This is a genomic window from Rheinheimera sp. 1928-s (assembly GCF_029269265.1).
Lineage (GTDB): Bacteria > Pseudomonadota > Gammaproteobacteria > Enterobacterales > Alteromonadaceae > Pararheinheimera.
This window is the reverse complement of the sequence record NZ_JARIXP010000008.1, coordinates 61,858-88,693: the sequence shown is the minus strand read 5'-3', so window position 1 is coordinate 88,693 and position 26,836 is coordinate 61,858. Positions and strand designations below refer to the sequence as shown.

Here is a 26,836-nt window from a genome sequence, read left to right as displayed (position 1 = left end):
TGTTTTTTCTCACATAAAAAAAACCGGCAACGAGGCCGGTTTTTGGGGGTTAACTATTTTTTTGCCGTTTCATCGACTCAAAAAACTCGTCGTTGGTTTTGGTCATCGACAGTTTATCGATCAGGAATTCCATGCAATCTGTTTCATCCATTGGATGCAGAATTTTGCGTAGGATCCACATTTTTTGCAGCTCTTCCGGCGATGCCAGCAGCTCTTCGCGGCGGGTGCCTGAACGGTTAAATTCAATAGCAGGGAAGATACGACGTTCAGCAATTTTACGAGACAGGTGTAATTCCATATTACCTGTACCTTTAAATTCTTCGTAAATCACTTCGTCCATCTTCGAGCCAGTGTCGACCAAAGCTGTAGCAATAATGGTTAAGCTACCGCCTTCTTCCACATTACGGGCTGCACCAAAAAAGCGTTTTGGTTTGTGTAAAGCGTTGGCATCGACACCACCTGTTAATACCTTGCCTGAGCTTGGGATCACTGTGTTGTAAGCACGGGCTAAACGAGTGATAGAGTCGAGTAAAATGATCACATCTTTTTTGTGTTCAACTAAACGCTTGGCTTTTTCGATCACCATTTCAGCAACCTGAACGTGACGGCTGGCTGGTTCGTCGAAGGTAGAAGCTACTACTTCACCTTTAACCAGACGTTGCATCTCGGTCACTTCTTCCGGACGTTCGTCAATCAGCAATACCATCAGCACACATTCAGGGTGGTTGGCCGCAATAGACTGAGCTATGTTTTGCAGAAGAATTGTCTTACCAGCTTTTGGTGGCGCCACAATCAAACCACGCTGACCACGACCAATAGGAGAGGCCAGGTCTAATACGCGGGCTGTGATGTCTTCTTTACTGCCGTTACCACGTTCCATACGTAAACGGGAATTGGCGTGCAGCGGCGTTAAGTTTTCAAACAGAATCTTGTTACGGGCTTGCTCAGGGCGACCGAAGTTCACTTCGTTCACTTTTAGCAAAGCAAAATAACGTTCGCCTTCTTTTGGCGGGCGAATTAAGCCAGAAATGGTGTCACCAGTACGCAGGTTAAAGCGTCTGATTTGGCTTGGTGAGACGTAAATGTCGTCCGGGCCAGCCAAATAGGAGCTGTCAGAAGAACGTAGGAAACCGAAGCCATCGGTTAGAATTTCAACAACGCCGTCACCAAAAATCTCTTCGCCATTTTTGGCGTGGGATTTCAGGATAGCGAAAATAATGTCTTGCTTACGTAAGCGGGCCATGTTTTCCAGGCCCATAGACTCGGCTAAATCAACCAGCTCGTTAATCGGCTTCAGTTTTAGTTCGGTTAAATGCATATGATGGGTTCTTGTTGGTCAAACAGAATTAAATTGCTTGCCGCTGATTAAAAGGAAGTAGGCTTAGGTTTAGTCAACGGAAAAGCGTGGTTACAGGGATTTGTTGCTGCGTTACACATTAGCAGGATAATTTTCAGTCGTCCAGCCGTAAAAAACAAAAAGGCGTATAAAAAATACGCCTTTTTGTTACGAGCTTAGATATTGCTGTCTAAAAACTCTTTTAACTGAGTTTTGGACAAAGCACCTACTTTCGTCGCTGCAACCTGACCGTTTTTAAACAACAGTAAAGTTGGGATACCACGAATACCAAATTTTGGTGGTGTGCCAGGGTTGTGGTCAATATTGACCTTAGCCACTGTTACTTTACCTGCGTATTCTTGTGCTACTTCGTTGAGGATAGGTGCAATCATTTTGCACGGACCACACCACTCAGCCCAAAAATCGACCAGAACAGGGGCAGCAGCTTTTAACACGTCGGCTTCGAAGCTGTCGTCTGACACCTGCAGAATATGTTCACTCATTTCATTCTCCAATTGCTTTGGGCGTAACTATAAAAAAGTATTGTCAATTTTATCCGGACTGTTTCTTATTGCAAGCGTAACGGTTATGCTAAGCGCGTATGAATAAAACACACTTAACTCAGCATAAATTTGCCGATTTCGCATTGGCTCCACAGGTTCTTGCCGCTTTGGCCGCGCAAGGTTATGACCATTGTACTCCAATCCAGGCTCAATGTTTGCCTCTTGCGTTAGCGGGCAAAGATATTGCGGGCCAGGCTCAAACCGGTACTGGTAAAACGCTCGCCTTTCTGACGGCAACTTTCCATCATTTGTTAACCCACGAGCCTAAAGCCAAAGGTCAACCTCGTGCCATCATCATGGCTCCTACGCGCGAACTGGCGGTTCAGATCCATCATGACGCTCAGGCGCTTGCCAAAACATCCGGCTTGAAGCTTGCTTTGATTTATGGGGGCGAGGGTTACGATTCTCAACGCCAATTGTTGGAACAAGGCGCAGATATTTTAATTGGTACTACAGGTCGCCTGATCGATTACTTAAAACAAGGCCTGTACGACTTGTCACAAATTCAGGTGGTGGTGTTGGATGAAGCCGATCGTATGTTCGATTTGGGCTTTATTAAAGACATCCGTTTTATGTTCCGTCGTATGCCGCCTGTGACTGAACGTTTGAGCTTATTGTTCTCTGCCACTTTGTCTTACAAGGTGCAGGAACTTGCATTTGAGCAGATGAACCAGCCCGTACATATTCACGTGGCACCTGAACAAATGACCGGCTCACGTATTTCTGAAGAATTATTTTATCCGTCAGACGAGCACAAAATGAAGTTGTTGCTGACGCTGATGGAAGAAGAATGGCCGGATAAAGCCATTGTTTTTGCTAATACCAAACATTGCTGTGAAGATATTCACGCTTGGTTGGAAGCCGATGGCCACCGTGTTGGTTTACTGACAGGTGATGTGATCCAGAAAAAACGTTTACGTATTCTGGAGGATTTCACCAGCGGTAAACTGGATATTCTGGTTGCAACAGACGTTGCCGCTCGTGGTTTGCATATTCCTATGGTCAGTCATGTATTTAACTACGACCTACCAGACGATTGTGAAGACTATGTGCACCGTATTGGCCGTACTGGCCGAGCTGGTGAAAGTGGCAAAGCCATCAGTTTTGCCTGTGAGCGTTATGCACTGAATCTGACGGCTATCGAAGACTATATTCGTCATATGATCCCAGTGACTCAATACGATACCTCTGCCTTGCTGGAAGATTTGACTGTGCCAAAACCACGGGTCAGACGTCGTCCGGGTCAAGCTCGCAGTGGTGGACGACCTAATCAGAATGGGCCAAGAAACCCACGTAGCCGCCCGCGCTAAGTCTATGGACGGCGCAGGAAAACCGACACAGCATAATGATATTTATGCTGTGATCGATCTCGGCTCCAATAGCTTTCATATGTTGATGGTGAAAGTTGTTGGGGGCAGCGTCCAGGTGATAGGCCGGGTCAAACGTAAAGTGCGTTTGGCCGCAGGTTTAAACGACAGTTTAGTGCTCAGTAAACAAGCCATGACCCGAGGCTGGGAATGCCTGGCTTTGTTTGCTGAACGTCTGCAAGATATTCCTTCTGCAAATATCCGTATTGTTGGTACAGCTACACTTCGATTAGCCCGTAATGTCAAAACCTTTCTGGTGGAAGCTGAAGCTATTTTAGGCCAGCCTATTCAGGTGATTTCCGGCGAAGAAGAAGCTCGCATTATTTATCTGGGCGTAGCTCATACCTCCAATTGTGATTCGAACCGTTTGGTGATCGACATAGGCGGCGCTTCGACAGAAATCGTTGTAGGGCAGGGCTTCCAGCCTATTTTATTGTCCAGTCTGAATATGGGTTGTGTCACTTTTCTTGAGCGTTATTTTGAAAATAACGAATTAAGTGAAGCCAACTTTAATGCCGCTATTGCTGCTGCAGAACATGAAATCCGCACTATCAGTGATCAGTACCTGCAACAAGGCTGGCAAAATGCCGTAGGCGCTTCAGGCACTGTGCAAGCGATGCAGGAAATTTTAGTAGGTCAGGGCAAAGATGAAGTCATCACTTTGCCACGACTGGAAGCCATTATGCAGCAGGCTCTGGCCTGTGGTCATATGGACCAGCTGAATCTGCCAGGTTTAGCTCAGGAGCGTAAGCAGGTATTCCCTTCTGGTTTAGCTATTTTAATAGCCCTGTTCCGGGTGCTGAATATCAGCGGTATGACTTTATCCGGCGGCGCGTTGCGCGAAGGTGTGTTGTATAGCATGTTGCCGCAGCTGCAGCATCAGGATGTGCGTGCCCGTACCATGCAAAGCATGATGGTGCGTTATTACATCGACCAGCAACACGCAGAGCGGGTGGCGGATATGGCCGCTACTTTGGCCGACCAGCTGCATCAGCAATGGAATTTAGCCAGCTTTGAAGGTTTAGCCATGTTGCGCTCTGGTGCTTTGTTGCACGAACTGGGCTTGTTGATTGAATACAAAAACCATCACCACCATGGCGCTTACATTATCAGCCATGCTGAACTGCCAGGTTTTACCCGGGCTCAGCAACAACTGCTGATGGCGCTGGTCTATAACCACAGAGCGGACATTCACAAAGAAATTTTGTCGAAACAAACCATGACATCAGTGCTGTTAGCCGTACGGTTAACCCGTTTACTGCGGCTGTCGGTGATTTTGTCGATGCGTCGCCGTCACGAAGTCTTACCTGAAGTACAAATCACAGCACAAGCTGAAGCTTTGACTTTAACTTTGCCGGATGGCTGGTTGGATCATCATCCCCTGATGCGCGCTGAACTGGAACAGGAAGTGTTGTATCAACAGCAAGCCGGTTGGCAGCTGAGTATTGAATAAATTGGGGTCAGATCACATTAGTTACACATAACTAATGTGATCTGACCCCATTTTTAGATTTTATTACTTCAACCAAATAGCTGCTTTTTTCGCAAAATAGGTCAGAATGCCATCGGCGCCAGCACGTTTAAAGGCCAATAACGATTCCATCACTATTGCTTCTTCCGCCAGCCAGCCGTTTTGAATGGCTGCCATATGCATGGCGTATTCACCACTGACCTGATAAGCAAAAGTAGGCACACCAAATTCGTCTTTAACGCGGCGCACTATATCTAAGTAAGGCATGCCTGGTTTTACCATCACCATATCCGCGCCTTCTTCCAGATCCAAAGCCACTTCACGTAAAGCCTCGTTGCTGTTGGCTGGGTCCATCTGATAGGACTTTTTATTGCCGCCTTTTAAGTTACCGGCAGAACCTACTGCATCACGGAAGGGGCCATAATAAGCCGAAGCGTATTTGGCTGAGTAGGCCATAATTTTAGTATTTACATAACCTTCGGCTTCCAGAGCTGAGCGAATAGCACCAATACGGCCATCCATCATGTCAGATGGCGCCACTATGTCGGCACCTGCTTCAGCATGAGACAACGCCTGCTTTACCAGAATATCTGTGGTGATGTCATTCAGTACATAACCTTCATCATCAATAATGCCGTCCTGACCATGAGTAGTGAAAGGGTCCAGCGCGACATCAGTGATCACACCCAGTTCAGGCAGATGTTGCTTTAACATCCGCACTGCACGTTGAGCTAAAGCATCCGGGTTATAAGCTTCTTCTGCCAGCAGCGATTTTTTTTCGGCAGCAGTGACAGGGAACAGGGCAATGGCAGGAATACCCAAAGCGACCAGCTCTTTAGCTTCTTCGAGTAATAAATCCAGCGATAAACGTTCAATACCTGGCATTGAAGGAATAACCTGACGCTGATTGTCACCTTCAACAATAAACATCGGATAAATTAAATCATCAACAGTCAGGTGATTTTCTGCCATTAAACGGCGACTGAAATCAGACTGGCGCATACGGCGTAAACGGCTGGCTGGGAAGTATTCGTTAAACTGACTCATCGGGAGTCTCCTGTTCTGTGATCACTGAATGAGACAAGGCTGAACATACCACCTTGTTTCGACCTTCATTTTTCGCCTGATACAGAGCTGTGTCTGCGGCCTGAATATAATCGGCGCTGACGCTGTGAATTTCAGCTACTGCAGCGTAACAGCCGATACTGACACTGATAGACAGCTCCAGCTCCTCATGCTGAATGCGATGGTTAGCCAGACAAAGTCGTACTTGTTCTGCCAATACCATGGCACCTTCTTTATCCGTGTTCGGTAAAATGATGGCAAATTCTTCACCACCGTAACGGCACAAATGATCGGTGCTGCGTTTGAGTTCCTGCTGCAGGCATTTGGCCACTTCTTTAATCACCAAATCACCCACCAGATGGCCATGGTTGTCATTGAAGGCTTTAAAGTGATCAATATCGATCATCAACAGACCCAAAGTGCTGCGCTCACGACGGCTGCGTTTAAGTTCAGCACTGAGCTTCTGATCAAAAAAGGCTCTGTTGCGCACCCCGGTTAAGGCATCGCGGGTACTTTGTTGCTCCAACTGTTTATTTTTGTCAGCCAGCTCAGTCAGGGTAATTTGTAGTTCGAGGGTGCGTTGCTGAATACTGTCTTCCAGTTGATCGGCGACATTCAGCTGCCATTTTTTTTGCTGCAGGTAAAACAGAAGCCATGCGAGTAAAGCCGTCAGCACTGCACCACAGGTGAAGCCGATCAGTAACTGCTGCCAGTTCAGCTGTAGCCATTGCATCATAGTGAGTACTCGTCTGCTGTGATTTGAAACAGTCCCAGGCTATTTTTCCTGCTGTTTAAGGCGATATCATCAAGGTCGTGACCTGTCAGTTTGGCGAACTGTGCGGCGATTTGAGGTAAATATACAGGCTCATTTCGGCTGGATTTAGGTTTGGGGGCCATGGTTTTAGGCAACAAAAAAGGCGCGTCAGTTTCCAGTATCAGCCTGTCCAGTGGCAAATAGCGGATAGCGTCCATTAAGTTCTGCCCACGTTTTTCGTCACATAACCAGCCGGTAATACCAATATAAAGCCCCAGGTCCAGATAGGCCTTTAATTCGGATCTATCGCCGGTAAAGCAGTGTGCTATACCGGTCAGTCCTGAGTGTTTTTTTAACAAACTGATTTGAGTAGAAAAAGCATCACGCTCATGCAGGTAAACCGGCTTTTTCTGCTGTATTGCTAAAGCCAGTTGTAGGTCAAAAACCTGAATTTGCTGCTCTGGTGCAGAGAAATTGCGATTAAAATCTAAGCCGCATTCGCCCACAGCAACTACCGCAGGTTGGCGCAGTAGCAGTTGCAATTCCTCAACCCAGCCTTCAGTCACCGAAGAGGCTTGGTGCGGGTGCACACCAGCAGTGCAATAGAGTGTTGTTGCAGTTTGACAGTAGCCGCTGTTTTGATAACTTTCAGCGAGATCGCTGCTAATTAATAACAACTCGCGAATATGGTTTTGCTGTGCTCGTTGAACGACGGCGTCACGATCCTGCGCAAAACGTTCGCTGAATAAATTGACACCTGCGTCAAACCAGCCTGGCATTCTTATTGTTCCCGAACCACTCTGACTTTACGGTTTGAACCCACTTTGTTCAGATAAAAAGCGCCCAGGATGCCGCGTTCAACCTGATAGGCACTGCCTGTTTCGATGAAGAACTCTTCTTTTGTTGTCTGACGCCACACTTGACCATTGGTAAAAGTGAACACCATGAATCCAAGTTTATTCTGCCCTGCACTTTGTAACTCAAGCGACACATTATCAATAGCTTCTATTTTCCGTGCTTTTGGTTTGTGCTCGAGACCAAATTCAGCAACAGGGTTTGAACTTGCTGCTTCAGTCGTGGCAACGACAGTATTAGTAGTGGCCGCGGCGACTGTTGTGTAAGAGGAAGCTGAACCTGTTTTTCCTATCTTGTCGTAACAAATCAGTCGCTGCAAATCGTTGGTTACAGAACGACATTGCTGCAGTTGTTCTGTTACATCTGCCGCATGCAGGCTTGATGCGAATAATGCTAATACTGTGATGATACCTTTCATTATAATTTCCCGAAAAATTTATGTTGGATCAGAGGATTCGGACGTTTCAACCGGCACATAAAAACGGCTGAGCCATATTCCTAGCTCGTACAATAAACACATAGGCACTGCTAGCAGGATCTGCGAGAGCACGTCAGGTGGTGTCAGCAACATACCTATGATAAAAGCAAACACGACAAAATAGGGTCGTTTTTCTGTTAATTGTTGGCGGGTGACTGCACCTGTCCATACTAATAACAATACAGCGACCGGAATTTCAAAAGATAAACCAAAAGCAAAAAAAAGTTTTAACACAAAATCCAGATAACTACTGATATCTGTGGCTATGGTCACTCCTTCAGGGGCCACACTAGTGAAGAAACCAAAGACGATAGGAAAGACGATGTAGTACGCAAAAGCTATACCACAATAAAACAGTACTGTGCTGGAGATAATCAGCGGCGCGACCAGATGCTTTTCTTTTTTGTATAAAGCCGGGGCCACAAACAACCAGATTTGCCACAACATATAAGGCACAGTCAGACAAAGCGCGACGATAAAGGTTAATTTAAAAGGGGCAAAAAATGGTGCTGCAACATCTGTCGCTATCATAGAAGCGCCAGCGGGCAATACAGCCATCAGCGGCGACGCCATTAAATGGTAAATATCAGCGGCAAAATAAGCCAGGCAAATAAAGACCAGCAGCACTGCCATCACTGTGTTTAACAGCCGACGGCGCAATTCAATAAGGTGCCCTAACAGGCTGTTAGGATTTGTGGTTTTTGTCATCTGCTACTACTGGATCCGGTGTAACGGAAGGAAGGGGAGTCTCAGCTGCCACGGACTGTGCTTGTGGTTGTGCTGTAGTGTTAGCTTTAGGGTAAGGATTTGTCACATCTGCCGCCGCCTGACGCAACTCAGCCATAGCCTCCATCTCTTCAGTGGACAGGTTTAACAGGCCCTTTTCTTCAGCTTGTTTTAACTTGTCGTGTAACTCTTGTATCCGCAGCTCATCGTTTAATTCAGCCTGCATTTGCTGACCAAATTGTTTCACACTGCGAACAAAACCACTGACGCTGCGAATAGCGCCCGGCAATCGCTCCGGGCCTAACACCAGCAGAGAAACTACGGCAATGATGACTAATTCCCAAAAACTCATTTAGCGTTGTTCAGGTGTTTTTGTGGATTCAGTGCTGGCTGGTGCAGGCTCTTTCACTTCAGCTTTGATTTGCGGCTGCTGTGCAGATTGAGCTACCGGAGCTGCAGGTTCAACAGTCTCTTCCGGATCTTTGACTGAATTGCGGAAACCTTTAATAGCAGAGCCTAGATCTGAACCTATGCCACGCAAACGTTTAGTGCCAAACAGCAGGACCACAATCACCAGAATGATCAGCAAATTCCAAATACTAATACCGCCAAAACCCATGTTATTCTCCTTCGGTTTTCAAACTGCTTAAACGAACCTGCTGGCTCGTCAGTTAATTTTCAGGGCAAAGCCCAGTGCTACCAGGGCAAGTCCCGCCGCTGTTATAGACCAGCCAGATGTCAGTAATAAGACAGCTGCTAATAAACTGCAACCTGCCAGCACCGCATTGGCCAGTTTTTTCGTCTGGTTTTGCTGCTGCAGCTGTACCAGCTGCAATTGGGCTAACAAATTGGCCTGTTGTCGAGGGCCTTGTTGCAAATAATGGTGCAACAATCCCGGCATTTCAGGCATTTTCTCTGCCCAAAAAGGTAAATTTGCTTTAATTTCGCGCCATAAGGCGGCTGGTCCCATTTGCTGTTGGACCCAGTTTTCCAGAAATGGTTTAGCGGTTTGCCATAAATCCAATTGCGGGTACAACTGACGCCCTAAACCCTCAATATACAGCAGGGTTTTTTGCAACAATACCAGTTGCGGCTGAACCTGCATATTAAAACGACGGGCTGTGTTAAACAGATTAAACAACACCTGACCAAAAGAGATGTCCTGCAGCGGTTTCTGGAAGATAGGTTCACAGACAGTGCGTATTGCACTTTCAAATTCTTCGACACTGGTGTCTGCTGGCACCCAGCCTGAATCCACATGCAGTTGGGCCACTTTTAAGTAATCGCGGTTAAAAAAGGCGACAAAGTTTTCGGCCAGATAACGTTTATCTTCTTTATTTAAAGTGCCTACTATGCCGCAATCTATACCTATATATTTTGGATTGTCCGGCGTTTCAAAAGACACAAAAATATTGCCTGGGTGCATATCGGCATGGAAAAAGCTGTCGCGGAATACCTGAGTGAAAAATACTTCTACGCCACGTTTCGCTAATAATTCCAGATTAGTACCCTGAGCGCGCAACGCCGCTAAATCTGATACGGGTATACCGTAAATCCGCTCCATCACCATCACACTGGGTCTGCTGTGGTCGGCATACACATAAGGCACATAAAGTGAGTCTGAACCTTCAAAATTACGTTTTAACTGAATGGCATTTGCCGCTTCGCGTTGTAAATCCAGTTCATCCAGAATGGTTTTGCGATACTCTGCTACCACTTCTTTGGTGCGTAATCTCTTACCGTCAGGCAGGTAACGGGCAACTAAAGCTGCCAAAGCATCCATCAGTTCCAGATCGGCCAGAATTTGTGGCCTGATGTCCGGGCGTATCACTTTAATCACTACATCAGCCAAACTGCCATCTGCTTGTTTCAGCTGTGCCGTGTGCACCTGAGCAATAGAAGCTGATGCCAATGGGTTTTCGTCAAACTGTTCAAATAAGTCGTCAATCTGTTGTAATCCCAGCTGCTTAATAATCAGCTGTCTGGCCTGATCGCCAGGAAAAGCTTCTACTTTGTCTTGTAATTTGGCTAACTCATCGACCCATTGCTCAGGAAATAAATCTCGGCGGGTGGATAACATCTGGCCAAACTTAACCCATACCGGCCCCAGTTGCTGCAAAGCTAAACGTAAACGTTCACCTTCGGTTTTGTCGGGGTGCTTGTTTTTCAGCCAGAACGCAGAACTACGGGCGGCCCGGAAATACCAGGGTTGCCATTGCTCTGGGATCAGTTGATCCAGTCCGTATTGCAGCAGGGTTTTTAAAATGTGGTAAAAACGGCGCAGACCCAAAATTACTCCTGCCTGAAGGCGTTGTGGCGACTTAATTGATCCAGCCTGGCTTGCAGTTGGCTGACATCACGACTGAACTGATTCATTTCAGCTTGGGTTGGGCTTAGTGCCAGTTCGTCCTGGGCCAGCTCAACAGTAGCTTGTTCCAGTTGCTGTAATTGTGTCTGGATGTAGAGCTGCAGTTGCTTAATAGCAGTGGCGACTTTATGCGCCAAAGCATCACCCAACCAACCTGAGAGATGTTGCTCCCAGTCCGGGTTTAGTTGCTGTAACAGAGTACTGAATTGCTGGGCGACCTGCAGATCGCCTTCAATCTGAAGTTTGTCCTGTTTAATTAAACGGGTGAGTTGACTCGGGTCATTCAGTTTTTGCAGGGTTGCCAGATCGGTGGCAATGACACAATCGACTTTCTCATTATGCTGATTCAGCAATAAAGTGTCTGCTGTGGCAGACAACACAAAACGCCACGGCAATTCCTGCAGCTGCAAAGCCAGCTGTTTACCCTGTACTTTTTGCAATAAAACAGGGGATGCCGGATCCATAGCCACAACCTTGTGCAGCACTTTTTCCAAAGTTGCGCAGATCAGTTGTGGCACTAAACTGAGCATCAGAATTTATAGCCTTTATGCAGTGCTACTATGCCACCTGTCAGATTGTGGTAGCTGACATGTTCAAAACCAGCCGTTTCCATCATCTGCTTCAGCGTATCCTGGTCCGGATGCATACGAATCGATTCGGCCAGATACTGGTAACTTTCTTTATCGTTCGCCACTAAGCCGCCAATCGCAGGCAGCAACTTAAAAGAGTACAGGTCGTAGACTTTGCTTAGCCACTCGTATTCAGGTTTGGAGAATTCCAGTACCAGTAAACGACCACCAGGTTTGAGCACTCTGTACATTGAGCGCAGCGCTGCGTCTTTGTCTGTGACATTACGCAAACCAAAACCTATGCTGATGATATCAAAGCTGTTATCTGCAAAAGGCAAGGCTTCGGCGTTGGCTTGTACGTAATCTATATTGTTGACTAAACCTAAGTCGCGCAATTTATCGCGGCCAACATTGAGCATAGATTCGTTAATATCGGCCAGAATGACTTTGCCGGTAGGGCCTACTCTTTTGGAAAACAAGGCGGTGATATCACCAGTGCCACCGGCCAAATCCAACACCTGATGACCAGGGCGCACGCCACTGCAGTCAATGGTGAATCTTTTCCATAAACGGTGGATGCCCATCGACATCACATCGTTCATCAGGTCATATTTGGCCGCAACAGAATGAAATACATTGGCCACAAGCGAAACTTTTTCAGTCTGCTTTACGGTTTTAAAGCCAAAATGAGTGCTATCAGGTTGCTGGTCAGTCATAAAAAAGCCTTTGGCTGTTCGTAGTGAACTAAAGTGGCGCTAGTGTAAAAGATTCGGCGGCTTACGCCAACTTATCCTGTCGTTTTATGCAGGGCAGAATGTTTTAGATCAACTCAAAAAAACTTTCAGCATAACAATGGCCGTTGAGCATAATTTGCAGGTGATGCTGTCCTGGATAATGCTTGCGGGTGGTTAAATCAATAAAAGACTGGCGGCGTTCAAATCGCAAATTCTGGCCTGACCATGTTTTATTACTCAACTGGAACACCTTGTAATTTAACTGACCAGATTTTTTCCGGTAACCAATTTTGTATTCCAGCCGCACCTTTGCTTCAAGCTCTGCTGGGCCAGATAAGATGATATGAAAATGCAAAGGCTGCTGTGCCGATACTTTGGCATTGTGCATTTCAAGCTGAACCTGCAACGGCAATTGCTGTAAGCCAAATAAGCTTAAAGCCCCAGGATGCGCCTGCTTTAATAAACCCCGTAACCCATGTTTAATGATCCAGTCGGTGACAGCGTGCTGACCAAACCAGTTTTGTGCCAGCTCAACCACCAGATCCGGGTGGTCTTTACTGATGTCATTTAAATGGTTGGCCACACTACGCTGCACATAAGGTTCAGCATCTGTTTTCAGTTGCTCTAAAATGGGCAATAAAGGGCTTGGGTCTTTTTTAAAAGCTTTAAGTGCCATACCCCAGGGCAAACGGGGTCTGGTGCCTTCGCTGGCCAGGCGGCGTAAATGCAGATTATCAGAGCAGGCCCAGCTTTTCATTTGAGCCAGAGTTTGCTCCGGATAACGCTGTAAAAAAGGCCGGATGGCAAATTCGCCAGTGGAGAAACAAGTAAAGTGAGCCAAGGCATTAAAAGAGGTTTCTGGATGGTCCAGACCAAAGACTTCCACATAATCAGCAAACACAAAACCTGGTACACCGGAAAAATGGCTGCTGACCGGCATTAATACTGCGATGGCATCGGGGTAGGCTAAGTTCAGGCTCTGGTGTAAAGAATGGCTGATATGACGCACTCTGGCTTTGAGTTCCAGCTGCTCCCAATCCGCCCCTTGAGTCTGTTGCAGAAAATGAGACTGATTAAAGGCAGGAAAGTGGTGCAAACATAAGCTTGCAAGCTGTTGTAAAAATGCCTGACTAAATAACTCTTTTAGCAAGCTGGCCATATCAGGTGGCCAGCATTAACTCAGTGGCGACCTGATTGCGGCCACGCACTTTGGCTTCCAGCAATACTTTGCTGCTGCGGGATAAAAACTGATGCCAGTTCTCTGCAGAGTTATAGATGCTGACCCCCAGAGAAATAGTGATTTTAGGTAAGGTTGTTTTACTTTTGGCCGAAACAAACCGCAGCTTTTCTACACCCTTGCGCACTTGTTCTGCGATTTCACCTGCGGTACGTAAATCGACATCAGGCAATAAGATCAGAAATTCTTCGCCACCAGAACGCACTGGCAAGCCACTTTCCTGCACATAACTGGCAATTTTGCGGGCTACTTTGCTTAAAATTACATCACCTACACCAACGCCATAGTCCTGATTAAACTGTGCAAAATGATCTAAATTCACCGCTATAGCGGCAATACGACGACCAGGATTTTCGGTCAGCCACAGATCCAGATGTTCCTGCATTGCCAGTCGGTTGTATAAACCTGTTAAAGGGTCCAGTTGACGTTCTTTTTTCAGATGTTCCAGTTCAGAACGTAATGCATGACATTGCTCGTTGGAAAAATCGAGCTGGTCTTTGAGTTTCTGCTGGCTGGCTTTGATAGCGTAAGTTGCGCTGATGACTTTGTTCACACTTTCACGGCTGCGGTTGGCGTTGTTCGGGTCAAAACCCAACAAGGCCTGGTCCAGCACATCTAGATAATGCTGCACTGCTTCACCGGCGATATCTGTGGTGCCTGACAACTTGCCCAACATAGTGGCGACTTGTTGACTCAGTTCTTCCTGACGCTGATGGTGTGGGCTTAACCATTGGCTGTAAAGTTCAGCCAGAACAAAGTCGTCAAAACTACTCTGAACCGAAAGTTTTTGTTCTATGGCCTGACATAATCCGGCATTTTGACCATTGATATACTCATAGATCACAGTGTAATTGACCGGATGGGCTGCCAAACGATGCCGCTGCAAAAAAGCTGCGGTCAGCGCTGCTTTTTCACTTGCTTGCTCGATTGAGTCCTGATATTTCATGCCAAACACAACTCCACTAAATACTACTGCTAATTTAGCCTTCAAAACGCAATGTTACGCGAAACTTACGTAGAGGCAAACAGACTGATATGGTTAAGCTGACATATCTATTAGAAAAAGTCTTCATCTCTAGCTTTATTAATGACTTATTTTTTGAGTTTTTTTTCTTATCGTCTAAAAAAACGCTGATAGCTGATTAAAAAACAGCTTTTTTAATCCCTCAGGGCACTTTATTGCGGCCAGTCTCCAAAAAGCACAGCCCGTTGCACTGGCTGACAAAACTGAACAGAGTAGAATCAAAGAAAAAGGACGGGGAAGATAAAATGCGTCAGAAATTCATGTTTTTTGGTATTGCTTTGTTGGTCACGGGTTGTAGCAGTTCGTCGATGCAACCAACAGATTTTGATCAGTTCGCCAATCAGTTATGGCAAGCCGAAAAAGCCTTAGATAACCGCAGTAAAACCAGTTTGCCGGATATGTCGGCTGAAACTCTGGCAGCAGCCGATCAGCAGCGGCAACAATGGCTGAAAAAGTTAGAGCAGGTGGATGTTGCCACTTTGACTGAACAGCAACAAATCAATCATGCCATTTTGCACTATAGCCTCAAAGACGCTATTTCAGAGTACAAGTACGGTGCTCACCTTATTCCTTTAACCTCGGAATCAGGTTTTCATAGTAGCCTGGCCTTTATGGTGTCTGGTACCGAATTCAAAACGCTACAGGATTATCAGGATTACCTTACCAAGTTAAAAACCATTCCGCGTTATATGCAACAACAGACCGACTGGATGAAACAAGGTTTAGCGACGGGTATGACTCAGCCTAAAGCTGTACTGGCAGGCTTTGACGAAGGTATTCTGGCTTTTGTCAGCAAAACGCCGGAACAGAATGTGTTTTACCGGCCTTTTACCCGAAAGCCTGAATTTGTCGATGCTGACAACTGGACTGCTATGCAATCAGAAGCAAAACAGATAGTCGAACAGCAACTGAATCCGGCTTACCAGCAGTTTTATCAGTTTATGGTGCAGCAGTATTTGCCTGGAGCTCGCGACAGCATTGCTGCCAGTGAATGGCCGCAAGGGCGTGACTATTATCAGAACCGACTGGAGCACTACACCACATTAAAACTGACACCAGAACAAGTGCATCAGACAGGACTGAATGAAGTAGCCCGTATCCGCGCAGAAATGCAGGGCATCATCAATCAGGTGGGTTTTAAAGGCAGTTTCGCCGACTTTATTCAGTTTTTACGTACCGATCCTCAGTTTTATGCCAAAACCCCAACAGACTTGTTAAAAGAAGCCGCCTATATTGCAAAAAAAGTAGATGCTGAATCGCCTAAATACTTCAAAACCTTACCCCGCACCCCTTTTGGTGTGGTGTCTGTGCCAGCAGAAATTGCCCCTAAATACACCACAGGCCGCTATGCAGGTACAAACCGTGATGACAGGGCAGGTTTTTATTGGGTGAATACTTATGCGTTAGACCGTCGTCCATTGTATGAAATGGAAGCTTTAACTTTGCACGAAGCTGTACCTGGGCATCATTTGCAAATTTCTTTAGCCCGTGAACAAGCCTCATTGCCTGAGTATCGCCGTAATTTCTACACCTCAGCTTTTGGCGAGGGTTGGGGGTTGTATTCTGAATACCTGGGTATTGAAATGGGTTTTTATCAGGACCCCTACAGTAACTTTGGCCGTCTGACCTATGAAATGTGGCGTGCTGCCCGTTTAGTGGTGGATACAGGAATGCATACCATGGGTTGGAGTCGTCAGCAGGCTATTGATTTTCTGGCCAGCAATACGGCTTTGTCTATGCACAACGTCACCACAGAAATTGACCGATACATCAGCTGGCCAGCTCAGGCCTTGTCTTACAAACTGGGTGAACTGACCATCAAAAAGTTACGTAAAGAAGCGGAACAGCAATTAGGCAACAGCTTTGACGTGCGTGAGTTCCACGAAGTGGTATTGCGTAATGGTAGTGTGCCTTTGTCCATTTTAGAGCAACAAGTGGCGAACTATATCCAACAGAAAAAGCAGCCGTAGCACTTTCTGATCCGGGGGCCGTGTTTTGTAGTTATTCTGTCATAGGATTCCGCCCCCGCCTCTGTTAAAGTGCCGCTGTTTTAGTTGCAGCGCCAGGGAGTGAAATTCAGATGTGGATGTTGTTATTGTTGATCGCGGTTGCGCCTATTGTGTTTTTGGCAATGAAACTGGATCAGTTGGGTAAAATGCAAAACAGGTTAAAAGTGCAACTGCATTTTGCTGAGCAACAGTCTGTGCAATTAGAGCATCTGGCATTCTGGCTGGCCGAAGAGCAAAGCCAGCAGCTGTTAGCCAAAGTGCACCAGGCTGGCCGAACTCAGACTAAGGTGCCTGTCTGGTACCAGCATACTGAGTTATTGTGTAAAGCTATTCCGGTGTTATGTAAGGAGCAAGCCAATCACAGCACCTTGCCACGTCAGGCCGTCGCCAAATTTCTGAAACAACAAAATCAGCTGAGTTTTAATGAGATGGAAAACTTTATCCGTCATCATCCGGCGCTGACTGAGTTCTGGCAAAGCAATACGCTGACGTCTTACCTGAAAATGTGTCAGCGTGCTGTGGAGATGCTGCAGGACTATCAGCCTGTGCATTCTGATCGGCTGGCTGGCTAATCTGTTTTATAGCCTGTTCTGAAGAGCCCACTTAATCGCGCAGGAAAACCTCTGGTGCTGTATTAATTTGCCCGTCCTCATCAATAGAGGCCATTTTAAGCCCGGCTTTTAGTACTGCTACTCTTTGTTGTTCCTGCTGCCGCACAAAAGACAACTCATAACCAAAACGCTGTAATTCCGAGACAGAAAACTTCTGTGCCATGCTAAGCATTTCCCAGAAGTAATTTAAATCCCGTGGTTCACGCCGTCTTTCCTGCTTCATCTACGCTGTCCCCTGATTCTTACTCATTGTTAGTATCTGTTGCCACTCTGCTGAACTGACAGGCATCACAGACAATCTGTTGCCCTTTTTAACCAGCGCTAGCTGCTCTAGCTTAGTTGACTGTTTGAGTTTGTCGAGCGACAACAGTTGGGGGAATTTCTCGACAAATTGCAGATCCACAGCAACCCATGGCGCCTTAGTTCCACTGGATTTCGCATCAAAATAAGGGCTTAGTGAGTTAAATTGGCTTGGGTCGGGGTAACTGCTTTGTACCACTTTCGCCAGACCGGCAATACCAATATCTTTGCAACTGGAATGATAAATAAACACCAGATCCCCGGCTTTCACCTGATCCCGCAAAAAGTTACGGGCCTGATAATTGCGCACACCTTCCCATACAATGGCTTTGTCCGGTGCTTTGGCAAAGTCATCAATACTGCATTCTTCAGGTTCAGTTTTAAATAACCAGTAGTTCATCAGTTTTACTCGGTCTGTAGTGCAAGGATGAAGAAAAACTACTTTAGCCTGAATTAGCCTGCCTGAACCAGCCAATTTTGCACTCTGCTCTGGCATGCTGCACAATAGAGCTATCACTATTTTTCAGGAGTTGCACATGAGTCAGGTTTTGTCCGACTTATTATCCCTTTTAAAGCTGGAAACCATAGAGCAGGGTTTGTACAGAGGTCAAAGTCAGGATCTGGGTTTTAAAGCTGTGTTTGGTGGTCAGGTGATGGGGCAGGCCTTGTCTGCATCCAAAGAAACAGTAGACGCTGATCGTAAAGTGCATTCGTTCCACTCCTATTTTTTACGTCCAGGTGATGCCAGTAAACCTATAGTCTACGAAGTGGAAAATATCCGTGACGGCAAAAGCTTCAGTACCAGACGGGTCAGCGCTATTCAGTTTGGTAAACCTATTTTTTATATGACGGCGTCTTTTCAGGCCGAAGAACAAGGTTTTGAGCATCAGGAGCTGATGCCCCGAGTGCCTGCGCCTGAAGAGTTGGCGTCTGATTTAGAGTTTTACCGCGAGCACGCCCATTTAATTCCTGAATCATTACGCAGCAAGTTTATCTGCGAAAAACCCATTGAAATGCGGCCTGTGGCTTTTCATAACCCTTTTAATCCGCAAATCAGTCAGGCGAAACGTTATGTCTGGTTTAAAGCCAATGGTGTAATGCCGGATGATTTAAGGGTGCACAAGTATCTGCTGGCTTATGCGTCAGACTTTAACTTCCTGCCGACCGCTTTGCAGCCTCATGGTAAGTCTTTTATGGCGCCTAATATGCAGGTTGCCACTATCGATCACGCCATGTGGTTCCATCACGATTTCCGTTTTGACGACTGGTTATTGTACGCGGTAGATAGCCCAAGTGCTTCAGGTGCCCGTGGTCTGGTGCGTGGTCAGTTTTTTAATAGGGATGGTGTGTTAGTGGCGTCCACTATGCAAGAGGGCGTGATCCGTAGTTACGACAAAGCCCGCTGATTTCTCAGCAGCTGAATAAAAAAACCACCTTCTGGTGGTTTTTTTGTCGGTGCAAACGTTATTTTCTCAGTCTTTCTTTTTCACTATGCTGAGCACTGTTTGCAGTACGTCCGCTCTTAATAAGCCGTTTACTGTTTGTTGTAAAGGTAACAAAATGGCTGTGGCCTCCAGCTCGTTTTGTTCATTGCTACGACAATAACCGGCTTCTCGCAAGGCATTAATTAAGGTCGCAAACAGCTGCTTATCATGGTACTCAGGCGAGCTGATACCATGTAAAGTACTTAAGCGTTGTGCCAATTCATGGCTTTGCTGCTCTAAATCAGCTCGGGTCAAAGGGCTGTGTAATTGCAGCAAGTTCAACACCACCGCATAACGCTGCAGCACGTCCTGGGCATTATGTGCCAGTAACTCCAGCATAAAATGGCCCACCTGCTGAACCGGTGCTGCCTGTAAAGACTGGCCTTTAGTGTCCACTAACTGATGCTGCTGCAATTGGTCCAACACCTGTTCTATGTAGGCGTTAAACTGATCCAGTTGCAAAAATAATTCGTGTTGCAGCAAAGGTTGTAGCAACTGACAGATATTGATCAGCTGCACTTTGCTTAACTCTGAATGCTGCAATAAAGCCGTCGCCAGAATGGCGGGCAGCATGAATAAATGACAGACATTATTGCGGTAGTAGCTTAATAAAATCGCATTTTCCGGCGTCAGTTGAATGATCTGACCAAAGCTGTCTTGCGACACTTCTACCTTTTTAAGCCGAATAGCATGGTCAATCCACTGGCTGACGGAGCCTTCAGGCAGAGTCACACCGCTATGGTAAGGCGCATAGTGTTGTAAGTTGCGGTAAAACTCCAGTTGAGTGGTCAGCTCCTGCCGGGTCAGAGAATGCTGTCGGGTTGCCAGTAAACAGGTGGCAATCAGGTTGATGCTGTTCAGCGCCGCCGCCTGGTTAATTCGCTGCATAATCTGGGTGGCGAGTGTGGCGACTGTAGGATTCAGCCAGGCAGGTTTTTGTGTGTCTGCGGTTTCTGCCGCGGCACGCCAGTCAGGCACCTGCTGAGTTAAAAAACTGTTTAACGAAATGGGCTGACCAAAGTTAACGTAACCATAGCCGTAGTCCCGCAGTTTTCGCACTGCACTGAAGACTCCGCCTATAGACTCTTTTTTCTTGCTTGAGCCCTTCAGTTCAGTCAGGTAGGTATTCACTTCCATCACATGCTCGTACCCCAGATAAACGGGTACCAGGCTGATAGGTCTGTCTATGCCGCGCAGCAAAGCTTGTACTGTCATCGCCAGCATGCCGGTTTTAGGCTGTAATAAACGGCCAGTGCGGCTGCGACCGCCTTCGGAGTAATACTTGACCGGATAGCCTTTACTGAACAGCTTGCTTAGGTATTCACGGAACACGGCAGAATACAGCTTATCGCCACTGAAACTGCGGCGGATAAAAAAAGCACCGCCACGGCGGAACAAAGTACCTACAGGCCAGAAATTCAGGTTAATGCCAGCAGCTATATGAGGCGGCGCCAAGCCCTGATGGTAAATCACATAACTCAACAGCAGATAATCCATATGACTGCGGTGGCAAGGCACATAAACAATTTCATGGCCTTTTTGCACCAGATCAGTCAGCACCTGACCATTGCTGATTTTTAAGCCCGAATACAACTTTTTCCATAACCAGCCGAGGAAGCGATCGCCCACTCTCAGGGTAGACTCGCGGTAGTCTGCTGCTATTTCTTCCAATAGTTTTAACGCTTCAGTCCGGGCTTCTTTGATACTGATTTTTTTGCTTTTTGCTTCGTCTTCAATAGCTTTTTTCAACACATCTGAAGCAAGCAGAGAGTTAAATAAAGCCGCTCGGTTTGGCAGTTTTGGGCCTGTAGCTGCCAGACGTTGGCGGTAAAAGTGAAACCGTGCCACTCGTAATAATTTGTGGGCAGTATCTTCGTTTACCGTTGAATTTTCTATGATTTGGCGTACTGAAACCGCTTTGCTGAACCGCACTAAGGTATGGCGGCCTGAGATCAAGACGATAAATAACTTGGCCAGCCAACTCGGAGATTCAGACTCGCCGAGCATAGACTTCACACTGTTTTCTTTGCCTGGAGCCCGACCCCAAAGTACAGAAACTGGCAGTAGTTGGGCGGAAAAATGCGGATCGTGCAGATGAGCCTGTAGCAAAGCTAAACCTTGCTGCAAGGCGTCAGTTGAAGCACGACTCCCCCAAAGCACGCGAGGCTGTTCGAGAAAAATAATACGGGACAGGCTTTGTTTACCAACGAGCACTGGTTCCATAGGGTCAGGCAAACCAAGCTTATCGCAGACTCGGGCTATGGTGGCTAAGTCGCTGGCGGAGGCAGTTCTGCTGATGTAGAACACGGGCTGTTTGGGGTCAAGCGCCAGATTTTCTGCTACAGGTTCTGGCACTATTTTGCATCTGACCAAAGGTTTGAGCGGCCAGTACAGCACTTTGGCTAACCATGTCATTGGTTTTAACATATCAAATCCGTACTTATAAACAGCGGCTAGAATAGCATGGAAGACCAGACCAGCAAAATTGTGTCTACGACTTGGCAGACTGCAAAAGGCTGTATATACTCACAGTATCCACTGTATAGGTATTCAGCATTATGCGTCCATTAACACCAAGACAAGCCGAAATTCTGCAACTGCTTAAAGATTATCAGGCGGCCTCAGGTATGCCGCCAACCCGTGCTGAAATTGCGACTCAGCTGGGGTTTAAGTCAGCCAATGCAGCTGAAGAGCATTTAAAAGCGCTGGCGAAAAAAGGTTTTATCGAAATGATGCCGGGCACGTCCCGCGGAATTCGTCTGGTTGAAGATGAGGCGGCCAACGATGTTGAAGAAGAAGAACCGGGTTTACCGCTGATTGGTAAAGTAGCGGCTGGTCAACCTATTCTGGCAGCAGAACATATTCAGCAGCGTTATCAGCTCGATGCCAGCTTGTTTAAGCCCAATGCTGACTTTTTATTAAAAGTGCAGGGCATGAGCATGAAAGACATCGGTATTCTGGATGGTGACTTATTGGCTGTGCATAAAACAACAGAAGCTCGTCAGGGGCAAATAGTGGTTGCACGGGTTGAAGATGAAGTGACGGTCAAACGTTTCCGCCGTGAAGGACAGATGGTTTATCTGCATCCGGAAAACGGTGATTTTGATGTGATTAAAGTGGACTTAAGTCAGCAGCATTTTGCCATTGAAGGCCTTGCCGTTGGCGTGATCCGAACCAGCAGCTGGTAAAAAATCTACCTTTCTCAATAGTTTGCTAATATGAAGGCACTGGTACGACCATTAGGTTTTATCGGTGCTTTTTCATTTTCCGGGTTTACTTCTGTCTGTTCCTTGACTACTTGTTATATGCAACTGATAACAAAACAAAAAAATCAGTGCACCGATTTATGCAAGTTAAGTCGGGACAATAATAATAATGGCAATTGCGGAAAAAGACTGCTGTGGGTGTGACTGTCTTTGATCTGCAATTTGCTTTTGTGCAAAGACAGAGGAGAAGTCACGTGGCGAGAACCAGTTATCTGTGTTGGTCGCTGCTAACCTTTTTGCTTGCGTTTTCAACGCAGTCTGCAGAAATGCCTTTGAACATGACTCAAGGGGTTACAGAAATCAGTCAGCAGGTTTATGACCTGCATATGAAGATTTTTTACATTTGCTGTGCAATAGGGATAGCGGTATTTGGGGTGATGTTTTGGTCCATCATTCATCATCGTAAATCAAAGGGCGTTGAACCAGCCCAATTCCATGAGAGCACCAAAGTAGAGCTGCTTTGGACTGCTTTTCCTGTAGTTATTCTGATTATTATGGCAATTCCCGCCACCCAAACTTTGATAGCCATGGAAGACACTTCCGAAGCAGATGTGAGCATTTTGATCACAGGTTCGCAGTGGAAGTGGCATTACAAATACATGGACCATAAAGTGGAGTATTTCTCTTTATTGGCCACTCCCCGTCAGCAAATCGACAATAAACTAAGTAAAGGTGAAAACTACTTGCTAGAAGTAGACCGGCCTTTAGTGATACCTACAGGTAAAAAAGTCCGCTTTTTAGTGACTTCAGATGACGTGATCCATTCATGGTGGGTTCCGGCTTTTGCAGTGAAAAAAGATGCCAACCCTGGCTTTATCAATGAAGCATGGACTCGTGTGGACCATCCGGGCATTTATCGCGGCCAGTGCGCTGAGCTTTGTGGTAAAGACCATGGTTTTATGCCTGTGGTAGTGGTAGCCAAAGAGCCAGCTGATTTTGAGCAGTGGATAGCTCAGGAATCGGCCACTCAGGCGGCAGCCAAAGAAGCAGAATTAAAACTGCTGGCCATGAATATGAGCAAAGAAGAGCTAATGGCTTTAGGTGAAAAAACCTATATGGGTTATTGCGCCGCGTGCCACCAGCCAAATGGCATGGGTATTCCAGGTGTTTTCCCTGCGCTTAAAGGCAGCAAAATGGCACTGGAAGATTTACCTGCTCATATCGATATAGTGCTGAATGGCAAAACAGGTACCTCAATGCAGGCTTTTGCTAAACAACTGACATTGAGTGAGATTGCGGCTGTGGTGACTTACGAGCGCAACGCCTGGGACAATAACACGGGTGATTTGGTGCAAGCTGCCGACATCGCCAAAGCACAGTCGAAATAGGGGGCGCAGATGAGTACTGTTACTACAGATCCGCATGCTCATGCTGAGCACGAGCATCATGGGCCAGCCAAAGGGTTAAAACGCTGGCTTTACACCACCAATCATAAAGACATAGGTACTTTGTATTTGCTGTTTTCACTGCTGATGTTTTTTATCGGCGGTGCTATGGCGATGGTGATCCGGGCCGAATTGTTTCAGCCAGGACTGCAAATTGTCGAACCAAACTTCTTTAATCAGATGACCACAGTCCATGGTCTGATTATGGTGTTTGGTGCTGTAATGCCAGCCTTTACCGGCCTGGCTAACTGGCTGATTCCTATGATGATAGGGGCTCCGGATATGGCGCTGCCACGGATGAACAATTGGAGTTTCTGGATCCTGCCTTTTGCCTTTAGCATTTTGTTAGCTTCGCTCTTTATGGAAGGTGGCGGCCCCAGCTTTGGCTGGACATTCTACGCACCGCTCTCCACGACTTACAGCAATGACAGCACAGCGCTTTTTGTGTTCTCAGTTCATATTATGGGCATATCGTCCATCATGGGTGCTATTAACGTCATAGTGACCATTATGAACCTGCGTGCACCTGGCATGACGTATATGAAAATGCCATTGTTTGTCTGGACCTGGTTTATTACAGCCTATCTGTTGATTGCTGTTATGCCAGTACTGGCAGGTGTTGTCACTATGGTGCTGACCGATAAGTACTTTGGGACCAGTTTCTTTGATGCAGCAGGGGGCGGCGATCCTGTGTTGTTCCAGCATATTTTCTGGTTTTTTGGTCACCCTGAAGTTTACATTATGATATTGCCGGCTTTTGGCATTATCTCCAGCATAGTACCCACCTTCTCACGCAAACCGCTGTTTGGTTATGCCTCTATGGTGTATGCAACCTCCAGTATTGCGCTGCTGTCCTTTTTGGTCTGGGCGCACCATATGTTTACCACTGGTATGCCGGTCGCCGCAGAACTATTTTTTATGTATTGCACTATGTTGATAGCGGTGCCGACCGGGGTAAAAGTATTTAACTGGGTGGCGACTATGTGGCGAGGGGCCATGACCTTTGAAGTGCCAATGATGTTTTCTTTGGCCTTTATTGTGCTCTTTACCATAGGCGGCTTCTCGGGATTGATGCTGGCTATTACACCGGCCGATTTCCAATACCATGACACCTACTTTGTTGTCGCTCATTTCCACTATGTACTGGTGACAGGTGCCATCTTCTCCATTATGGCTGCTGCTTATTACTGGCTGCCGAAGTGGACAGGCCATATGTACGACGAAACCTTAGGCCAGTGGCATTTCTGGTGTTCGCTGATTTCGGTCAATGTGCTGTTTTTCCCTATGCATTTTGTCGGCTTAGCTGGTATGCCACGACGGATCCCGGACTACGCCCTGCAATTTGCCGACTTTAATGCCTTGATAAGCATTGGTGGTTTTGCCTTTGGTTTATCCCAGTTGTTGTTTGTCTGGCTGGTGGTGAAATGCATTAAAGGTGGCGAAAAAGCTACAGATCAGGTGTGGGAAGGGGCTGAAGGGCTGGAGTGGACTATTGCTTCTCCTGCGCCTTATCACAGCTTTACTACTCCACCCGAAATTAAGTAGGAGCTGGTATGGCACTGAAGCATCAACCTGTTGTGATTAAACTTTGCCTGCTGACCGCAGCCATGTTTGGCTTTGGTTATGCCTTGGTGCCTTTGTACGATGTATTTTGTGATTTAACGGGCCTCAATGGCAAAACCTCCACCATGGCAGCCACAGCAGAAGCCGCAATTCCGGATAAACAACGTGAAGTGCTGGTCGAGTTTATTGCCCGTCCAAATAACAACATGCCATGGGTTTTTGAGCCTGTGGTACATAAAATCCGGGTTCATCCGGGCGAAATCCATCGTATAGATTATCTTGCCCATAATATTACAGGGCGTTCTATGACAGCGCAGGCTGTGCCTTCGGTATCACCGGGTCAGGCTGCTTTGTATTTTAATAAAATGGAATGTTTCTGTTTTACCCAACAACATCTGACGGCAGGTCAGCAGTTATTGATGCCGTTGCAATTTTATGTCGATCCCGCATTACCGGAACAATTCAGCACCATCACTTTGTCATACACCCTGTATGAAGTGGATGCTGTAGCCCCGGTCACTGCAGAGACAGCAACAGGGGACAACAATGAGTGACAAATATGAACATTATTATGTGCCAGAGCAAAGCCCCTGGCCAATAGTGGGGGCTGTAGCACTTTTTATGATTGCTTTTGGGGCAGGCAATTATGTCAATGAAGTGACCAAAGATCAGCCGGGTTATGGCGGTTATTTATTACTGGCTGGCATAGCTACCTTAATTTTTATGCTGGTGGGCTGGTTTCGTAATGTGATTGATGAATCGATGAATGGCTTATACAGCAAACAAATGGACAGGTCGTTCCGGCAATGTATGAGCTGGTTTATCTTTTCCGAAGTGATGTTTTTTGCCGCCTTTTTTGGCGCTTTGTTTTATGCCCGAATTATTGCTATTCCATGGCTGGATGGTGCAAGCAATAACGCCAGTACAGCTGCAGTGTTATGGCCGGCATTTGAAGCAGCCTGGCCTTTACTGAAGACACCAGGAGGCACTGAAACTCAGGCCATGCCATGGCAGGGTTTACCTTTATACAACACCATTATCTTATTAATTTCTTCCGTCACTTTGCATTTTGCTCATACAGGTTTAGAGCAAAACAAAAGAGGTCAGCTGAAGCTGATGTTAGGACTTACCATCTTGTTGGGCGCTGGATTTCTGTATTTGCAGGTCGTTGAATACATCCACGCTTATCAGGATTTGGGATTAAAACTGGACTCAGGCATTTACGGCAATACCTTCTTTTTACTAACGGGTTTCCATGGTTTGCATGTGACTTTAGGGGCAGTGTTTTTACTGGTGATGTTCCTGAGAATTGTGCTGAAAAATCATTTTACGGCGCATAAGCATTTTGCCTTTCAGGCAGCGGCCTGGTACTGGCACTTTGTCGATGTAGTCTGGTTATGTTTGTTTGTGTTTGTTTACGTGCTTTAGAAGCGAAGCGGGTCTGAAACGACCCGCCTTATTCAATAGGGTCTGTGGTGAGGGGTGATGAAGCCAAACTGTAGTGCAAGGATCACAGCTATTAATACAACGGCTGACCACATCACGCGGCGGCCTAAAAATTTCGACATACTGGGCTGATTTTCATCATTTTTCAGCATCAGATATAAAGCACGAAATAAATTAAAAACAATAAAGAGCAGTAGTGCAATGAGTAAAAGTTTAATCCACATA

At 46.5% G+C, this 26,836-nt stretch carries 28 protein-coding genes; 10 read left to right on the top strand and 18 right to left on the bottom strand.

Features of this window, described 5'->3' with window-relative positions:
- Positions 1-49 precede the first annotated feature (49 nt).
- Positions 50-1,318 (bottom strand): transcription termination factor Rho, encoded by a 1,269-nt coding sequence (gene rho / locus P3C17_RS18085; RefSeq protein WP_233009933.1) that lies wholly within the window; start codon positions 1,316-1,318, stop codon positions 50-52.
- A gap of 194 nt (positions 1,319-1,512) precedes the next feature.
- Positions 1,513-1,839, bottom strand: a complete 327-nt coding sequence (gene trxA / locus P3C17_RS18080) for a thioredoxin TrxA (RefSeq protein WP_046518974.1) — start codon at positions 1,837-1,839, stop codon at positions 1,513-1,515.
- A 98-nt stretch (positions 1,840-1,937) separates the two neighbouring features.
- On the opposite strand from trxA, the gene rhlB reads away from it, so the two are divergent.
- A complete protein-coding gene (gene rhlB, locus P3C17_RS18075) occupies positions 1,938-3,209 on the top strand; it encodes an ATP-dependent RNA helicase RhlB (RefSeq protein WP_233079555.1) in 1,272 nt (423 codons plus the stop codon).
- Positions 3,175-4,719, top strand: coding sequence for a guanosine-5'-triphosphate,3'-diphosphate diphosphatase (gppA, locus tag P3C17_RS18070; protein ID WP_346015676.1), 1,545 nt, complete (start codon positions 3,175-3,177; stop codon positions 4,717-4,719). The genes rhlB and gppA overlap by 35 nt, the downstream gene beginning before the upstream one ends.
- Positions 4,720-4,782: 63 nt before the next feature.
- Here gppA and hemB read toward each other — a convergent pair whose 3' ends face one another.
- From hemB to P3C17_RS18010, 12 genes are all read right to left on the bottom strand, one after another.
- On the bottom strand, positions 4,783-5,784 hold the full coding sequence (gene hemB, locus P3C17_RS18065) for a porphobilinogen synthase (protein ID WP_300930724.1): 1,002 nt from the start codon (positions 5,782-5,784) through the stop codon (positions 4,783-4,785).
- Positions 5,771-6,538 (bottom strand): GGDEF domain-containing protein, encoded by a 768-nt coding sequence (locus tag P3C17_RS18060; RefSeq protein ID WP_300930723.1) that lies wholly within the window; start codon positions 6,536-6,538, stop codon positions 5,771-5,773. Before P3C17_RS18060 ends, hemB begins: the two co-directional genes overlap by 14 nt.
- Positions 6,535-7,335 carry a TatD family hydrolase gene (locus P3C17_RS18055; RefSeq protein ID WP_300930722.1) on the bottom strand — a complete coding sequence of 267 codons (801 nt, stop codon included), beginning with the start codon at positions 7,333-7,335 and terminating at the stop codon, positions 6,535-6,537. Before P3C17_RS18055 ends, P3C17_RS18060 begins: the two co-directional genes overlap by 4 nt.
- 2 nt (positions 7,336-7,337) lie before the next feature.
- Entirely contained in the window at positions 7,338-7,829 is a 492-nt protein-coding gene (locus P3C17_RS18050) for a hypothetical protein (protein WP_300930721.1), read from the bottom strand.
- An 18-nt stretch (positions 7,830-7,847) separates the two neighbouring features.
- Positions 7,848-8,597: a twin-arginine translocase subunit TatC gene (gene tatC / locus P3C17_RS18045; protein WP_300930720.1), complete on the bottom strand. Its 750-nt coding sequence runs from the start codon at positions 8,595-8,597 to the stop codon at positions 7,848-7,850.
- Positions 8,575-8,967 (bottom strand): Sec-independent protein translocase protein TatB, encoded by a 393-nt coding sequence (gene tatB, locus P3C17_RS18040; protein ID WP_300930719.1) that lies wholly within the window; start codon positions 8,965-8,967, stop codon positions 8,575-8,577. The genes tatC and tatB overlap by 23 nt, the downstream gene beginning before the upstream one ends.
- Complete coding sequence (gene tatA, locus P3C17_RS18035; protein ID WP_300930718.1) at positions 8,968-9,234, bottom strand: twin-arginine translocase TatA/TatE family subunit; 267 nt, start codon at positions 9,232-9,234, stop codon at positions 8,968-8,970.
- 48 nt (positions 9,235-9,282) lie between these two features.
- On the bottom strand, positions 9,283-10,905 hold the full coding sequence (gene ubiB, locus P3C17_RS18030; RefSeq protein ID WP_300930717.1) for a ubiquinone biosynthesis regulatory protein kinase UbiB: 1,623 nt from the start codon (positions 10,903-10,905) through the stop codon (positions 9,283-9,285).
- Between the two features lie 2 nt (positions 10,906-10,907).
- On the bottom strand, positions 10,908-11,513 hold the full coding sequence (locus P3C17_RS18025) for an SCP2 sterol-binding domain-containing protein (RefSeq protein WP_300930716.1): 606 nt from the start codon (positions 11,511-11,513) through the stop codon (positions 10,908-10,910).
- Positions 11,513-12,268 (bottom strand): bifunctional demethylmenaquinone methyltransferase/2-methoxy-6-polyprenyl-1,4-benzoquinol methylase UbiE, encoded by a 756-nt coding sequence (gene ubiE, locus P3C17_RS18020; RefSeq protein WP_233079565.1) that lies wholly within the window; start codon positions 12,266-12,268, stop codon positions 11,513-11,515. Before ubiE ends, P3C17_RS18025 begins: the two co-directional genes overlap by 1 nt.
- A gap of 103 nt (positions 12,269-12,371) precedes the next feature.
- Positions 12,372-13,445, bottom strand: coding sequence for a DNA alkylation repair protein (locus P3C17_RS18015; RefSeq protein ID WP_300930715.1), 1,074 nt, complete (start codon positions 13,443-13,445; stop codon positions 12,372-12,374).
- A 1-nt stretch (position 13,446) separates the two neighbouring features.
- Entirely contained in the window at positions 13,447-14,469 is a 1,023-nt protein-coding gene (locus P3C17_RS18010) for a GGDEF domain-containing protein (protein WP_300930714.1), read from the bottom strand.
- A gap of 323 nt (positions 14,470-14,792) precedes the next feature.
- Between P3C17_RS18010 and P3C17_RS18005 the strand changes: the two genes are divergently transcribed.
- A complete protein-coding gene (locus P3C17_RS18005) occupies positions 14,793-16,517 on the top strand; it encodes a DUF885 domain-containing protein (RefSeq protein WP_300930713.1) in 1,725 nt (574 codons plus the stop codon).
- Positions 16,518-16,627: 110 nt separating this feature from the next.
- A complete protein-coding gene (locus P3C17_RS18000) occupies positions 16,628-17,128 on the top strand; it encodes a hypothetical protein (protein WP_233079569.1) in 501 nt (166 codons plus the stop codon).
- 31 nt (positions 17,129-17,159) lie between these two features.
- Here P3C17_RS18000 and P3C17_RS17995 read toward each other — a convergent pair whose 3' ends face one another.
- Both P3C17_RS17995 and P3C17_RS17990 read right to left on the bottom strand, forming a co-directional pair.
- Complete coding sequence (locus tag P3C17_RS17995; RefSeq protein WP_233079570.1) at positions 17,160-17,390, bottom strand: hypothetical protein; 231 nt, start codon at positions 17,388-17,390, stop codon at positions 17,160-17,162.
- On the bottom strand, positions 17,391-17,867 hold the full coding sequence (locus P3C17_RS17990) for an EVE domain-containing protein (RefSeq protein WP_300930712.1): 477 nt from the start codon (positions 17,865-17,867) through the stop codon (positions 17,391-17,393).
- Between the two features lie 136 nt (positions 17,868-18,003).
- On the opposite strand from P3C17_RS17990, the gene tesB reads away from it, so the two are divergent.
- Entirely contained in the window at positions 18,004-18,873 is an 870-nt protein-coding gene (gene tesB / locus P3C17_RS17985; protein ID WP_233079572.1) for an acyl-CoA thioesterase II, read from the top strand.
- A gap of 66 nt (positions 18,874-18,939) precedes the next feature.
- On the opposite strand, the gene plsB is transcribed toward tesB, so the two are convergent.
- On the bottom strand, positions 18,940-21,378 hold the full coding sequence (gene plsB, locus P3C17_RS17980; protein ID WP_300930711.1) for a glycerol-3-phosphate 1-O-acyltransferase PlsB: 2,439 nt from the start codon (positions 21,376-21,378) through the stop codon (positions 18,940-18,942).
- Positions 21,379-21,509: 131 nt separating this feature from the next.
- Between plsB and lexA the strand changes: the two genes are divergently transcribed.
- The 5 genes from lexA to P3C17_RS17955 all read left to right on the top strand — a co-directional run bounded on the left by lexA (position 21,510) and on the right by P3C17_RS17955 (position 26,593).
- The gene (lexA, locus tag P3C17_RS17975) at positions 21,510-22,139 is read left to right on the top strand and encodes a transcriptional repressor LexA (protein WP_233009899.1); all 630 of its coding nucleotides are present in this window, start codon (positions 21,510-21,512) and stop codon (positions 22,137-22,139) included.
- 272 nt (positions 22,140-22,411) lie between these two features.
- Positions 22,412-23,545, top strand: a complete 1,134-nt coding sequence (gene coxB / locus P3C17_RS17970; protein WP_300930710.1) for a cytochrome c oxidase subunit II — start codon at positions 22,412-22,414, stop codon at positions 23,543-23,545.
- A gap of 9 nt (positions 23,546-23,554) precedes the next feature.
- A complete protein-coding gene (gene ctaD, locus P3C17_RS17965) occupies positions 23,555-25,147 on the top strand; it encodes a cytochrome c oxidase subunit I (protein WP_233079576.1) in 1,593 nt (530 codons plus the stop codon).
- An 8-nt stretch (positions 25,148-25,155) separates the two neighbouring features.
- Positions 25,156-25,719 (top strand): cytochrome c oxidase assembly protein, encoded by a 564-nt coding sequence (locus P3C17_RS17960; protein WP_233079577.1) that lies wholly within the window; start codon positions 25,156-25,158, stop codon positions 25,717-25,719.
- Positions 25,712-26,593 carry a cytochrome c oxidase subunit 3 gene (locus P3C17_RS17955; RefSeq protein WP_300930709.1) on the top strand — a complete coding sequence of 294 codons (882 nt, stop codon included), beginning with the start codon at positions 25,712-25,714 and terminating at the stop codon, positions 26,591-26,593. The genes P3C17_RS17960 and P3C17_RS17955 overlap by 8 nt, the downstream gene beginning before the upstream one ends.
- A gap of 32 nt (positions 26,594-26,625) precedes the next feature.
- Here the strand turns inward: P3C17_RS17955 and P3C17_RS17950 are convergent, their stop codons facing one another.
- On the bottom strand, positions 26,626-26,835 hold the full coding sequence (locus P3C17_RS17950) for a DUF2909 domain-containing protein (protein ID WP_300930708.1): 210 nt from the start codon (positions 26,833-26,835) through the stop codon (positions 26,626-26,628).
- Position 26,836: the final 1 nt, after the last annotated feature.